Below are 13,921 nucleotides of genomic sequence, written 5' to 3'. Positions count from 1 at the left end.
CGAGGCCGGCAAGACATACGTTGTGAAGACTCACACTGCTACTAACAGATCTTGCTTCAACGACAAGACGACTTCATTCACTATGAAGCTTGGAACCAACAAGAAGGTTCAGGGCACATTCACACAGCCTATCGGCGATATCGAGCTCAACACTGTTTACGACCGTGATCCGAGCGTATTCGAGTTCTCTGTTGAGGAATCTGGCAACTACTATGTGGCTTACCACATCTCTGACCCTGACGGAAAGAAGGCTTATGGCTACATCTTCGACTTCTCTCTCGCTGAGAAGACTGCAGAGGTTCAGCCGGTGGCTACAGCTGCTGTTACAGACCTCGCCGCTACAGAGGCTGGTGATCTCAAGACTATCAAACTGAAGTGGAAGAACCCGACCAAGGACGTTGACGGCAACGACCTCGCTGCTGACGCAGAGCTTTCAGTAAAGGTATTCGAGGGCGAGACTCTCCTTACTACTGTTGCAGGCGCTCCTGGCGCAGAGGGCAGCTATTCTTACGAGCCAGAGACATACGCTGGTCTCCACGAGTATAAGGTTGTCGTAGTTTACAACGAGCTTGAGTCTGAGGCTGCTACAACTACTCTTACAGTGGTAGTTAACGGTATCAACGGTGCTATCGTTATCCCAGCCGGTGCTGAGGTTTCTGTACGCACACTTGGTGGAGCATTGGTTGGCAACAACTTCTCTACTCTCGCCAAGGGTACATACCTCGTTACAGTGAAGACTGTTGACGGTAAGGTGAAGACAATGAAGGTTACAAAGTAATGAAGGTTATAAAGTAATCTGAATTCCCATAACAAATGATTGCCGCCCGGCATCCCCTTTCGGTGGATGTCGGGCGGTTTTACAAATTCTGATGTTTATTATAAGCTGTCTTTTGGAGCATGTTCTGCCTTCGTGGTGTCGCGCTTTATCTCCTCGGCTTTCATTTTCTCACGCTTAATTTCCGTGGAGTCTGGTTGGGGGAAGAGTTCCGGATGAGCTTCGCGCCAGTTCACCTCCTTGTCTCTCTTTCCCGGCAATACTATCACCGGCATGCCTTTAGTGACAAACTTCACCAGTTCGAGGATATTCTCATTCTTTATTCTCACGCATCCGTGGCTGCGTCTGCCGCCCACCGACCATGGAGCATCGGTGCCGTGGATGCCCGTGGAGTTGAATCCCGGAGTCACGATGCGGAAGAAGCGCGGACCATATTGTCCCGGGTTCTCGCTGCGCACGCCATTCTCGTCGGTATAGTGCCAGTTCTCGCTGTTCTGCACCTTGCCCGCCCTGAAGAAACCCTCCGGCGTGCGGCAGTCGCCCCTGCTCCTCTTGTTGCCGAATCCCTTTCCGCAGGCACAGGTGTACGACTTGCGCAACACACCGTAGCGGTCGAACAGCTTCACCTTCATGTCGCCCTTGTCCACGATGATGAAATATTCGTATTCACTGTTGAGCAGACGGTTGCAGTAGTCCAGACTGTCGTGTGCCATCTTGTGCATGATACCGGCGGCATAGCGGTCTTTGTCCGGCGACTCGTTCATATATTCTATCGCCTCCTCGGCAGTGCTGAACTTATGCTTTATCTTTATCGGTTCTTCCTCAATCTCCTCAATCTCGTTGGCAGATGCCAGCGGACCATCATCCTGGGCCATCTCGTTGCCTTTGTTCGACGGCGAGCAAGCCTGCATTATCAGAGTCAGTATCGTGAGGAATATGGATAGGCGTATCGCTTTCATGTTTGTTTGATAAGATGTCATGTCTGTTTAATGTTTATTTGTTTGGTCTTTCTTTTTATAAGTTACTGTCATATTTCTTTTCTTTTTGCCATCCCATAGACAGAAATCTCGGTTCCCATCTTTAAGTGGTTGGTGAAGGCAAGCCCTTCTTTCGACTGCAAAGATAATGAAAAAAGCTGACATTCTTTTCGTTTTCCTTTTCAAAGCGCATTTCCGTTATGTCGGAAAAGCCCTGATTTGCGGCATTTTACCGAATAATCCACCAAGTTTGTGCATTTTTCCCCGTGCTTAGCAACCTTAACCGCTAATTTTGCAGTCACTATTACTAACCAAATCAAAATCATACAACGAAGATGAAATTGAGATTCATTGCAGCAGCCGCTGTGGCTGCATGCACTGCATTATGTGTGCAGGCGAGAAAGGTGCATACCATAGGCGACAGCACTATGGCGACCTATGACCCGAACACCACCGTGACGAGAGGCTGGGGACAGATGTTCCAACAGTTCTTCAAGGGTGATGTCACCGTGAACAACCGTGCCAAGAATGGTGCCAGCAGCAAGAGCTTCTATAAGGAGAGCGCCTACTGGCAGTCGGTGAAGAAACAGATAGAGCCAGGTGACTACGTGCTCATTCAGTTTGCCCACAACGACGAGAAGAGCAACGGATGCGACGGCGACGAGCTGAAAGCTTACTATCAGAGCATCGGCGATGAGGCAAAGGCAAATGCCTGCGACTATCGTGGAACTACAGCCAGCGGCACCTATAAGGACTATCTGCGCAAGTATGTGGAAGAAACTCGCGCCTTGGGCGCCACACCAGTGCTGGTGGGTGCGATATGCCGAAAATATTTCGACGGGAGCACCATTCGCAGAAACGGACGCCACGACCTCGGCGACAAGTTCGACAAGATAGAAGGCGGTAAGCTCACTACCGGCAACAAAGTGGCTGCCGACGACCATACCTACGACTATCCATACCAGATGCAGGAGGTGGCAAAGGAACTGGGAGTGCAGTATCTCGATCTCACCACAGCCACAAAGGAACTCTATGAAAGCTATGGCGACGCCAAAGCCAACGCCCTGCTCTTCGATGGCAACGGCAGCACCCACACCTCAGCGATGGGAGCCACGCTGATAGCCCGTCTGGCAGCACAGCTCATGCAGAAGGCTGGAATACTGTCAGAGAATATCAACCTGACGAGCGACCTCAGTGTGAATCCCTCAACTGTAGACCTCGGACAGGCATACAAGGGACAGACGGTGGTGAGAGAAGTGTCGGTAAACGGCTTCGATCTCGTGCCAGCCGACGGCAACGTGAGCATCACGGCGAGCAACGGACTGAAGGTTTCTGCCAACGGCAGCGACTATTCATCCACAGCAACTCTGACCTACAAGGAAGGCAATCTTATCGGTTCATTCAAGACAAGCTATGAGTTCGCCGCAGCCGGCGACATCAATGAGAGCATCACCGTGAGCTGCGGCGACAAGACAGTCACCATCCCTGTAGTGGGCAAGTGTGTGGAACTTGCCGACGGAGTGGCAGCATCGGCATATTGGAGACTCGAGAAAGACGACAACTGCACCGTTGAAGGTCCGGTAGACCCTATCGGCGAGACATACAGCGAGATGAAACTCCAGAAATATTCCAGTCCAAACGCTAATACCACATGGCCCGAGGGCACAGGCTTCGATGCCACCCGCAAGACGCAGCGCAACATCATCGAGGGCGAGTCGTGGCCGGCAGGCGAAATCGACGAGGTGTCAACACGATGGATAGAGTTCGCAGTGAAGCCAGCCAAGGGTACCACTTTCAACGTGAACGAGATAAGTCTGTATGTGTGTGGATGCGGAGGCAACGGAATGCACTGCAAGATTTACTACTCTAAGGAGGCAGACTTCGCCAATGCCGTTAATATCGCCGACTTCTCCGGTTCGATGAAAGCCAACGACATGATGGAGGTAAAGGCAACACCCGTGATAGAACTCTCTGAGGGCGAGACGCTACGCTTGCGCGTATATCCTTGGTATGGCAGCGCAGCAACTGGCAAGACCATCTGTCTGAGCGACGTAAAGGTGGCAGGAGTGGCAGTAAGCGCCACAAATGGAGTGAAGAGCGTGGAAAGCTCGGAGCTGAAGCCGGAAAAGGTATACTACAGTCTCGACGGCATTCGTCAGAACGGCATTCACGACGGTCTGAACATTGTGGTAGAGAACGGAGAGGCAAGAAAAATAATGAAATGAACAAACAGATTCTCAATATGAAAAAGACCACATTATCCCGAATTATCGTCATGGTCCTCGTAGCATGGATGGGACTGGGCGGTGCAATGGCGGCAGACGTCATCGATGCCAAAGACGCCACTATAAAATGGGCGTTTGACAAAAGTGCCGACAATGCATCGGCTGCAGAGATATCCGTAGACGGAGCCATCTCGACTACAAGTTTCTCGCTGGGCGAGAAACTGTATTTCAACGGACTGCAAAGCGGACTCTCAAAACTGAATCCGACAGAAAAGATAAGCAATGCCCGCGACGATGCATCATACGTAGTATTCAGCATCGTGCCAAAGAAAGGAATCACCTTCACACCGAAGAGCGTAGCCTTCAAATCGCAGAAATGCGGTACCAGCGGCGGTACGCTCGACGTGGTGGCCCGATGCGGCGAGAAGAGCGAGGAACTCGTGAAAGGTTTCGCCCCGGAGCGCAACAGCGTGTCGGAGTCGAAGCTCGACATCACTTCACTCACAGGAGAGAGCGACAAGGTTGAACTGTATTTCTATGTGTATAATCTCGCCAACAACAAGCAGCTCGCCCTTGGCGACGTGGTGGTGACAGGCGATCTGAACGGTACTCCGGTCACTGTGCCCGTATATACGCTGAGCGTAGGGACAGCCGACGAGGCTGCCGGCACCGTCACCGTGAATCCGGCAGGCGACAAGTTCGACGAAGGCACGGTAGTCACTGTGAGCACTACCGAGAACTTCGGCTATCATTTCGCAGGATGGACAGGAGCCGACAATGCCATCGTGTCTACCGACAATCCATACACCTTTGAGCTGACGGCAAACACATCGCTCACCGCAACATATACGAAGAACAATGTATACGCCCTGAACCTGACACTGCAGGGAGGAGCAAATGCCAACCTCGTGAAGTTCTCGCCAGAAGGCAATGTGGTGGACGGAGTGCATCACTATGAAGAAGGAACCGACGTGAAGCTCACGGCACAGGACAACCGTATCCTCACCTTCACCAACTGGGACGACAACTCGACAGACAAAGAACGCGAAGTGAAGATGGACGGAGAGAAGAACCTTACGGCAAACTTCTCTTGCACAGACTATATAGTGGGCTGGGACCTCTATAGCGACACCCCGTCGCAGGAGCGTGCTGCCGACTACAAGGCAGAGAGCGACAACGCCGGACTCCTCTCGCTGCGCAACGAAGCCGGCAACACCACATCATGGCTTGCATGCGGAGCAGGTAAAGGCGGACAGAACGGTAAGTATGCCGCACGCTGCTGGAGAAAACTCACCGACAAATATTATTTCGAACTCTCATTCTCAACACTGGGATACACCAACGTGGTGCTGTCGGCTGCCGTAGGTGACGACTTCAACGCACACAGTATCGTAAACGCACAATACTCTATCGACGGAACAAACTATACCACCTTCGGCACATATAACCTGCCGGCCCGCGGATGGGACTCAGAAGAATTCGCTCTGCCAGCAGAGGCAAACGGACAGAAGCTTGTGAATGTGCGCTTCCTGCCAGACTATGACTCACCGCTCGTGGGATCAGCAGGCGACTACGACGGACTGGCTGTGGCGGAGATTTTCCTGCTCGCCGACAAGGAAATCGTGGAAGACAACGAGGCACCGAAACTCATCTCGACAATCCCTGCCAATGATGCAGCCGACGCATCGGCAACAGGATCAGTGATACTGACATTCGATGAGAAAGTGGTGGCTGCAGAAGGAAGCAAGGCAACGCTCAATGGAGAGGCTTTGAAACCGACGGTGAGCGGCAAGACCGTGGTATATCAGTACAGCGGACTGAGATATGCCACTGCTTATACTTTCACATTGCCGGCAGGAATGATTCTCGACCGCAACGGAAACGCTTTCTCGGGCACAGAGATACATTTCACCACTATGGAGCGCCAGCAGCCAGAGCTGCGTGTCTATGACGCAGTGGTGGCACAAGACGGCACCGGAGACTACACCACTGTCCAGGCTGCCATCGATGCCGCACCGCAGAACAGAGTGAAGCCATGGCTCATATTCATAAAGAAAGGTACATACAAAGAGCATGTTGACCTGCCGGTAACAAAGCCATATCTGCACTTCATCGGACAGGGACGCGACAAGGTGTTTATCAGTGATGACAAACTGTGTGGCGGACCAAACGCACTGAGCGTGGACAAGGGAGCTACATTCGTGGCACACGCCGCCAACCTGTATTTCGAGGGATTGAGCTTCGTGAATTCATACGGAGTGGAGAAGAACGACGGTCCGCAGGCGCTCGCCCTGAACACCGAGAACGACCGCATCGTGTTCAACAACGTGGGAATGTACAGTTATCAGGATACGTGGATAACTACAAGCAAATCCAACTATCGCCACTACGTGAAGAACTCCTTCATCGAGGGAGCCGTAGACTTCATCTACAACAGCGGCGACGTTTATCTCGACAACGACACAATCAATATCGTGCGCAAGAGCGGAGGATACATCGTGGCACCATCACACCAGAAAGACGTGAAGTGGGGATACGTGTTCATGAACAACGTGATAACTGCTCCCGGCGTGCCGTCAGAAACATCGGTATGGCTTGGCAGACCTTGGCACAACTTCCCGAAGACCGTTTTCATCAACACGAAGGCTGAGGTGACGATACCTGCCACGGGATGGTATGAAACGATGGGCGGACTGCCTGTGCTGTGGGCTGACTACAACACTATGGACGCCGAAGGCAACCCTGTGGATCTCTCTCACCGCCGTGATACCTATTATTATATGAACGGCGACACAAAGGTGGAAGGCAAGGCAAAGAACTTCCTCACCGACGAGGAGGCAGCACAATATACGGTGAAGAATGTGCTCAGCGGTTCTGACAATTGGCAGCCGGAGCTGATTACCGAGGCTTGTGAGTCGCCAGCACCTGTAGTTGAGGGCGGAATGCTGAAATGGCAGCCTGTGCCATATGCCATCTGCTATGTGATAACGAAAAACGGCAACGTGGAAGGATTCACTACTGCCACATCATGCGAATATGAGGCAGGCAACGAATACCTGATACAGGCTGTGAACGAATACGGCGGACTGAGTAAGGCTGCCAAGGCAGACCAGACATCGGCAGTGGGCTCCGTAGAGACTGCTGGCGACACATTCAAGGCTACTGCTGTATATACAATCGATGGCAAAAGAATTGCTGATACGGCAAAAGGCATCAATGTCATTACTGATGGCAAGACATCGAGAAAAGTAGTGATGAAATAAAAAACAGTTGGTAGATTATTTATAAGTAGTCCAAATCTGGTTTCAGATTTGAGTAAAAGATTGTCTGGGGATTCCATGTGATGTGGCGTTCCCAGATTTTCTTATTCCAAATCGGTCACTATGGCTTGCTTGAATTTTGCTTTCTTTTATTCCAAATCGGTCGTTAGGGCTTGCTTGGATTTTGCTTTTAGAAGAGTGAATTTTGTTTGGCTATTAATGAGTAATACGAGATGTTGCGGAATATGATTTTTTTTCATACTTTTGTATTCGTAAAACCAGTTGCTCCACCAATCCAGACATTGGGGATTAATCTGGCACTGAATCTGTCAAAACAAATTGTCCCGAATATACAATGAGGCTTATAACACTTGTCCTGTCATTATCATTGTCGCTGCTGTCTGCCGTCTCTGCTGCAGCCACACCGATTTGTCATATCCAGCGGTATGATGAGAACGACGGACTCACCCAATGGCACGTCACTCAGATGGCACAAGACAGTCAGGGCATGATGTGGTTCTCGACATGGAACGGACTATGTCGCTTCGATGGTTACGAATTCCGTGGATTCAAAGGACGTGTAGGTGACGGAAGCCGATTGGCAACAGACCGCATGCGCAGCGTGTGGTTGTGTGATGACGGGAATCTGGGATGCAGGGTGGACGACGACATGTATCTTTTCAACCTCAAGCGTTACCGGTTTGAAAAAATCGGAGGAATGCAGCTGAGAGGGCGGAATGCCACGGCGGTGAAAGAAAACAGACCATATCGCCATCGCGATGGCGTGGGAAATCTGTGGAAGGTGTATTATGACGGCAGACTGACCTATACGCCAAGGGGAGGCAAGGAGACACCCTACGGTGACAGGAAAAGCCTGGAGGCTGCACGCTTCTGCCTCTCTGACAAGCAAGGCAATCTCTGGGTGGCTGCTACAAGCTGCATATACAAGATATGTTTTCCGAGACAGAACGGAAATGTGGTGAGAAATGGTAATGGTGCTGAAGTCAAGACTGTCTTCGTGGATAGGGACAAGAGATACTGGATAGCCACTAAAGAAGACGAGACAGTGAGGATTTTCGACCGTAGCAACAGACTTGTGGGGTATCTTGCGCCGGATGGCAGGATTGTGGCGGGCTACACTAAATTCCGCTGTCCGATATACTGCATCACTCAGACCCGAGACGGGAGCATCTGGCTGGGAAGCAAGCCGCAGGGACTCTTCCGCCTGACCGGATGTCATGGGATGCAGGCATACAGAATAGATAAAATCGGAGGATTGGGCAGCGACAATGTCTATGACATCAAGGAGGACCGTTGGGGCAGACTCTGGATTGCTACTCTTGGTGGGGGAGTGTGTTGCGTTGAGAATCCGAGAGCGGAAAGACCTGTAGTGGTGAAACCTTTCTCCGGATTAAGAAACTATCCCCACACTCTGGCAAAGAAGGTGAGGATGATACATCTGACCAAAGATAATGTGATGCTATGCGCCACGACCGACGGACTGCTTGTGGCCAAACTGGTAGCGGGGAATGGCGTCAGAAACATGGTGTTCCATTGCCACACTCGTGAGGCAAATCGCAAGGATGCCCTCAGTTGCAGTGCGGTGATGAACGTGGCTGAAGACTATAGAGGACGAATTTTTGTCAGTACGGAGAGTGGTGGAGTGAATATGATTCAGATGGGAAACCTGACGGCAGACAAGCTGTCTTTCCGACATTATGATGAGGCTAATGGGATGCCCACCGATGTGGCTCTGTCGGTTGTGGGGTTTTCTCGCCAGATGCTTATGGTGGGAAGCGACAGACTGGTGATGTTCAATCCCGACAATGGAGATTATCTCTCGTTCGGAAAGAATTTCTTCCAGTCGGAATGCAGGTTCTCAGAGGCAATTCCCGTGAGATTGCCAGATGGGCGTTGGCTGTTCGGACTGCAAGACGGAGAGTATTATGTCGCTCCGCAGCAGTTGCGCAAGAGCACCTTTGTGCCGACTATCGCCTTCACAGGCGTCAGCGTGCAGGGAGTGGAAGGAAGCTGCTCCGTCAATGCTATGGATACATTGGTGCTGGCGAGCAACGAGAGGAGCTTCACGCTGAGATTTGCCACTCTCGACTATTCCGCCGATGTCCGCCTTTCGTATGCCTTCGCCCTCTTGGACGACGGTGATGAGGAAGACGTAAAATGGAATGACATAGGCCATAACCATTCTGCCACACTGCTCGACCTGGAGCCCGGAACCTATGTCGTGCTAGTGAGATCTACCAATGCCGACGGCGCCTGGGTAGACAACGTGAGAAGGCTGACGATAGTAGTGACACCGACATTCTGGGAGACTACTCCCGCCCGTGTGCTGCTCCTCTTGCTTTTGTTGGCGTTCTTCGGTTCTGCAGTATATACCATTATATATATAAGGCGTATAAAGCGTCAGCGCCGTGAAGCTCTCGACGCATACTTGAATCTGCTCAGTAACGGTACTGGCAGTGATGCTGATGAACCGGTGCCGGCAGACACACCACTGCGTCCTGAACTCACGCCCGAGGATGACATCATGATGAGGCGCGTGTCAGCATTTGTCGACGAACATCTTGGCGATGCGGAGATAGGAGTGGGTGATATGGCAGCGGCAGCAGCCATGAGCCGGTCGGGGCTGCAGCGCAAGATGAAGCAGATCATGGGAGTGACGCCACTCGACTTCCTGCGTGAGGCGCGTATGAAACGTGCGTGCCATCTGCTCTCGTCAACCGATATCCCGATAAGCGACGTTGCATATTCTTGCGGATACTCCGACCCTAAATATTTCAGCAGAAGCTTCAAGGCATCAAAGGGAAAGAGTCCGAAGGAATGGAGAAACGGAGATGCAGAAGGGTAAAACTTCCCTAAAATTGTTTCTTTTGCTCAATTTAGGATGCAATGTAAATAATAATTCCTATCTTTGTATTGTGCGATGGTGCGCACCATCGACTCATATATATATATTACGGACATAAACACACTATGATTATGAAAGGAAACGGATTATTTGCGGTAGTACTCAGTGCGGCACTGCTTGTGTCGGGCTGCGGTTCGATTAGCGACGGCGGCGCTTCGGGAGGATTTCTCGGAGCAGAGTTGGGAAGCATTCTCGGTTCCGCCATCGGCGGCATAAGCGGTGGACCAAGAGGCAGCGATGTCGGTACGATAGTTGGCATGGCCGGCGGTGCCGTGATAGGTGCCGTGGTGGGTGACGCTGCCGACAAGGCACAGCAGAGAAAGGCAGAACGCTACGACGGCAATTACCGTGGAGACAACAGAAACGGGAATTATCGTGGAGACGACAGAAACGGCAATTCCTCGTATGACAGCCGGTCTTATGGCGATTCAGGCGATGACGCTACAAGTGATTTCGACCCTGAGAATGGCGGTGACGACGTGATACAGTTTGATGCTCCTGCCGATAATACATCCGTTGAAGAACCGGATGTAGTCAGCAAGCTCCAGTCAGATCCGGCTCCAGTCAGCGCTTCGCCCCTGGAGCTCCGCAGCGTGAGATTCGTGGGCAAGGGCAACGGTCTTGAGCTGCATAGCGGTGAATTGGCAAAAGTGGTGGTGGAGGTATACAACAATACTCCGGAATATATGTATAATGTGAAACCCATGGTGATGGAGACTTCCGGCAACAAGCATGTCTTCGTTTCGGCTCCAATCATAGTGGAAAAAATCGCTCCCGGCAAGGGAATACGCTATACGGCGATGGTGAAGGCAGACAAGAAACTGAAAGACGGCAAGGTGCATTTCACAGTCTGCGCCCAAGAGTCGGCACAACTCCGCAAATCAGAAATCAGAGAGTTTGACGTCACTACAATAAGGTGAAAAAGCTCAGAAAACGAGTTTTTCGGTGCTATACCAGCAGATATTTAACAAATAGTAAGAACTAAAATAAAATTTTCTCGATTTTTCTTGCAGCGTATTTTGAAAATGCCTACATTTGCGATGTGATAATAAACACTTTGATAAAACACATAATTAACATAATCTTTTAAATAAAAACACATTACTATGGAAGTGGAGAAAATCATGCAACAGCTGGAGCAGAAGCATCCAGGCGAGTTGGAGTATCTACAGGCAGTTAAGGAAGTACTTATTTCCATCCAGGACGTTTACAACCAGCATCCTGAGTTCGAGAAAGCTAAGATTATCGAGCGCATCGTGGAGCCAGAGCGTATCATCACGTTCCGTGTGCCATGGGTTGACGACAACGGTGAGATTCATGTAAACCTCGGTTACCGCGTGCAGTTCAACAGCGCTATCGGTCCGTACAAGGGTGGTATCCGCTTCCATCCGTCAGTAAACCTTTCAATCCTGAAGTTCTTGGGCTTCGAGCAGACATTCAAGAATGCACTTACTACTCTGCCAATGGGCGGTGGTAAGGGAGGTTCAGACTTCTCTATCCGTGGAAGAAGCGACGCAGAGGTTATGCGTTTCTGCCAGGCTTTCATGACAGAGCTTTATCGTCACATCGGTCCTAACGAGGACGTTCCTGCAGGTGATATCGGCGTTGGTGGCCGTGAGATCGGTTACATGTTCGGTATGTACAAGAAGCTCACACACCAGTGGAACGGTGTATTGACAGGTAAGGGACTTGAGTACGGTGGTTCAAAGATCCGTCCTGAGGCTACTGGTTTCGGTGCTATCTACTACGTACATCATATGCTCGAGACTCACAATATCGACATCAAGGGCAAGACAGTCGCTGTCAGCGGTTTCGGTAACGTGGCATGGGGTGCTGTTACAAAGGCTACCCAGCTCGGCGCTAAGGTTGTTACAATCTCTGGTCCAGACGGCTACATCTACGACCCAACAGGTATCAGCGGTGAGAAGATCGACTATATGCTCGAGCTCCGTTCAAGCGGTAACGACGTTTGTGCACCATACGCTGAGAAATATCCAGAGGCTAAGTTCGTTGCTGGCAAGAAGCCATGGGAGGTTAAGGTTGACATCGCTCTGCCTTGCGCTACCCAGAACGAGCTCGGTGCTGCTGACGCAGACATGCTCCTCGCTAACAAGACATTGTGCGTAGCTGAGGTTTCTAACATGGGATGTACAGCTGAGGCTGTTGATAAGTTCATCGAGGCTAAGCAGCTCTTCGCTCCTGGCAAGGCTGTCAACGCTGGTGGTGTTGCTACTTCTGGTCTTGAGATGACTCAGAACGCTATCCACCTCGGTTGGACAGAGGCTGAGGTAGACGAGCGTCTGCATCAGATCATGAGCGACATCTATGAGCAGTGCGTTAAGTACGGTACTGAGGCTGACGGCTACATCAACTACGTGAAGGGTGCTAACATCGCCGGCTTCATGAAGGTAGCTCACGCTATGATGGCTCAGGGTATAGTATAATTCTTTTTGATGAGAAAATACTTCATAATACTGATTTTATTGATTACATTTGGATGTCGTCTCTCTCTCCTCGCTCAGGAGAGAGGGGTGGCATCCTATTATTCTAACCGTATGCATGGCAGACGAATGAGCAATGGGGAGAAATACCATCGCGACAGTATGACGTGTGCCCATGCAAAGTATGCTCTTGGCACTTTGCTAAGGGTGACAAACGTGAAAAACGGCAAGAGTGTTGTCGTGAGGGTTACCGACCGCTGTTCGCGTCATGCACGCAGGATCATCGACCTTTCGATGGCGGCGGCAAAACAGTTGGGGCTGATGGCGGCAGGAGTGGGAACGGTCTTGGTGGAGCGTTTCCATCGCAAAAATGAAATTCCGTATCGTGGTGACGATGATGTGGAACTTCCGGAATTTGACTTGGAGGTGACAAAACCAGCTGACGGCTATGTGCCGGCATGGCAGCAGAAGAATGTGAAGAAGTAGGACGGCTGTTGTATTTGTCCTGGTGCAGAGTCTGGTCTCTTTTGTTTTTGTCAGCGGCTTGGAGTTTCTTTGTATTCCAGGTATTTCTTGGCATTTGGTTTTTCATGTGCTTTAGATCGGTTCATAAAAAAAAGTCCAGTATGCTCTCGCACGCTGAACTTCCACTAAAGCTATTTACCTTATGTCGCTAATTACATAAGTTTTGAAGCGCCGATATCACATCGTTCTTTAGATTGTTGTCCTGCGAAAAACAGGCAATCCAGCTTCATGAATTTCTTTTAAACCTCTCCAGGTTTTTTAATAAATATGTAAGTCAATAAATTAATTAATGTTATGAAAAGTCTTTATTATGAATCTCTTGTCTCAGACAATCCGCTTGCCGCCGATGCCTGTTCGTTTCGCCGCTGCTTCGTTTCCTGACACGGCATAACATTCCCGACAATTATTTCGTGCTTCTGTCAGCCTTGTTTCTCAGGCATGACATACGCAGTCAATGTCATCATATAGGATAATCCCTTTGCCGCAAGATAAACAATCATCCCTGCATTTTTAAGTTTTGAGAATTAGGCTGTTGAATAACGCCTTTGTCGTTCCTCGTGTTGGCGCATGTTGCAACCAACTTACTTCATGCTTTAGATTTTTGGCATCAGGCTTTAATGATGCCTGTGCTCGTTGTGGTAAGAATTATCCATATACTTTCAGTGCAAATATACGTATTATACTCTTAATGGCGTAACTTTTCTTCTTGTATTCCTTTTCTTTTCACGTTTTTTAAAGGTTGGGTGTCGAATATCCCCTTTTGCTTTATAAAAATGTCCCTTTTAATGTTGT

The 13,921-nt window shown here is 50.2% G+C and carries 8 protein-coding genes; 7 read left to right on the top strand and 1 reads right to left on the bottom strand.

The features are described from left to right. The coding region (locus ST42_RS01455) for a hypothetical protein (RefSeq protein WP_044071984.1) at positions 1–778 on the top strand (778 nt) is incomplete at its 5' end. A 98-nt stretch (positions 779–876) separates the two neighbouring features. On the opposite strand, the gene ST42_RS13055 is transcribed toward ST42_RS01455, so the two are convergent. Continuing rightward, positions 877–1,755, bottom strand: coding sequence for a L,D-transpeptidase (locus ST42_RS13055; RefSeq protein WP_022316510.1), 879 nt, complete (start codon positions 1,753–1,755; stop codon positions 877–879). A 332-nt stretch (positions 1,756–2,087) separates the two neighbouring features. Here ST42_RS13055 and ST42_RS13365 point away from each other — a divergent pair, with 332 nt between their 5' ends. The 6 genes from ST42_RS13365 (at position 2,088) to ST42_RS01420 (ending at position 13,090) form a co-directional block, all read left to right on the top strand. Then, positions 2,088–3,977 carry a rhamnogalacturonan acetylesterase gene (locus ST42_RS13365; RefSeq protein ID WP_082028548.1) on the top strand — a complete coding sequence of 630 codons (1,890 nt, stop codon included), beginning with the start codon at positions 2,088–2,090 and terminating at the stop codon, positions 3,975–3,977. Then, positions 3,974–7,240 (top strand): pectinesterase family protein, encoded by a 3,267-nt coding sequence (locus ST42_RS01440; protein WP_052488180.1) that lies wholly within the window; start codon positions 3,974–3,976, stop codon positions 7,238–7,240. Before ST42_RS13365 ends, ST42_RS01440 begins: the two co-directional genes overlap by 4 nt. Before the next feature lie 352 nt (positions 7,241–7,592). After that, complete coding sequence (locus ST42_RS01435; RefSeq protein WP_082028547.1) at positions 7,593–10,103, top strand: helix-turn-helix domain-containing protein; 2,511 nt, start codon at positions 7,593–7,595, stop codon at positions 10,101–10,103. Between the two features lie 131 nt (positions 10,104–10,234). Next, a complete protein-coding gene (locus tag ST42_RS01430) occupies positions 10,235–11,083 on the top strand; it encodes a hypothetical protein (RefSeq protein WP_044071981.1) in 849 nt (282 codons plus the stop codon). Between the two features lie 186 nt (positions 11,084–11,269). Beyond that, positions 11,270–12,607, top strand: coding sequence for an NADP-specific glutamate dehydrogenase (gene gdhA / locus ST42_RS01425; protein ID WP_022316504.1), 1,338 nt, complete (start codon positions 11,270–11,272; stop codon positions 12,605–12,607). Positions 12,608–12,616: 9 nt separating this feature from the next. After that, complete coding sequence (locus tag ST42_RS01420) at positions 12,617–13,090, top strand: septal ring lytic transglycosylase RlpA family protein (protein WP_022316503.1); 474 nt, start codon at positions 12,617–12,619, stop codon at positions 13,088–13,090. Positions 13,091–13,921 lie beyond the last annotated feature (831 nt).

It is taken from the genome of Prevotella pectinovora (genome assembly GCF_000834015.1).
Lineage (GTDB): Bacteria > Bacteroidota > Bacteroidia > Bacteroidales > Bacteroidaceae > Prevotella > Prevotella pectinovora.
Note: the sequence above shows the minus strand (reverse complement) of the source record. Positions and strands in the feature narration are given on the sequence as shown.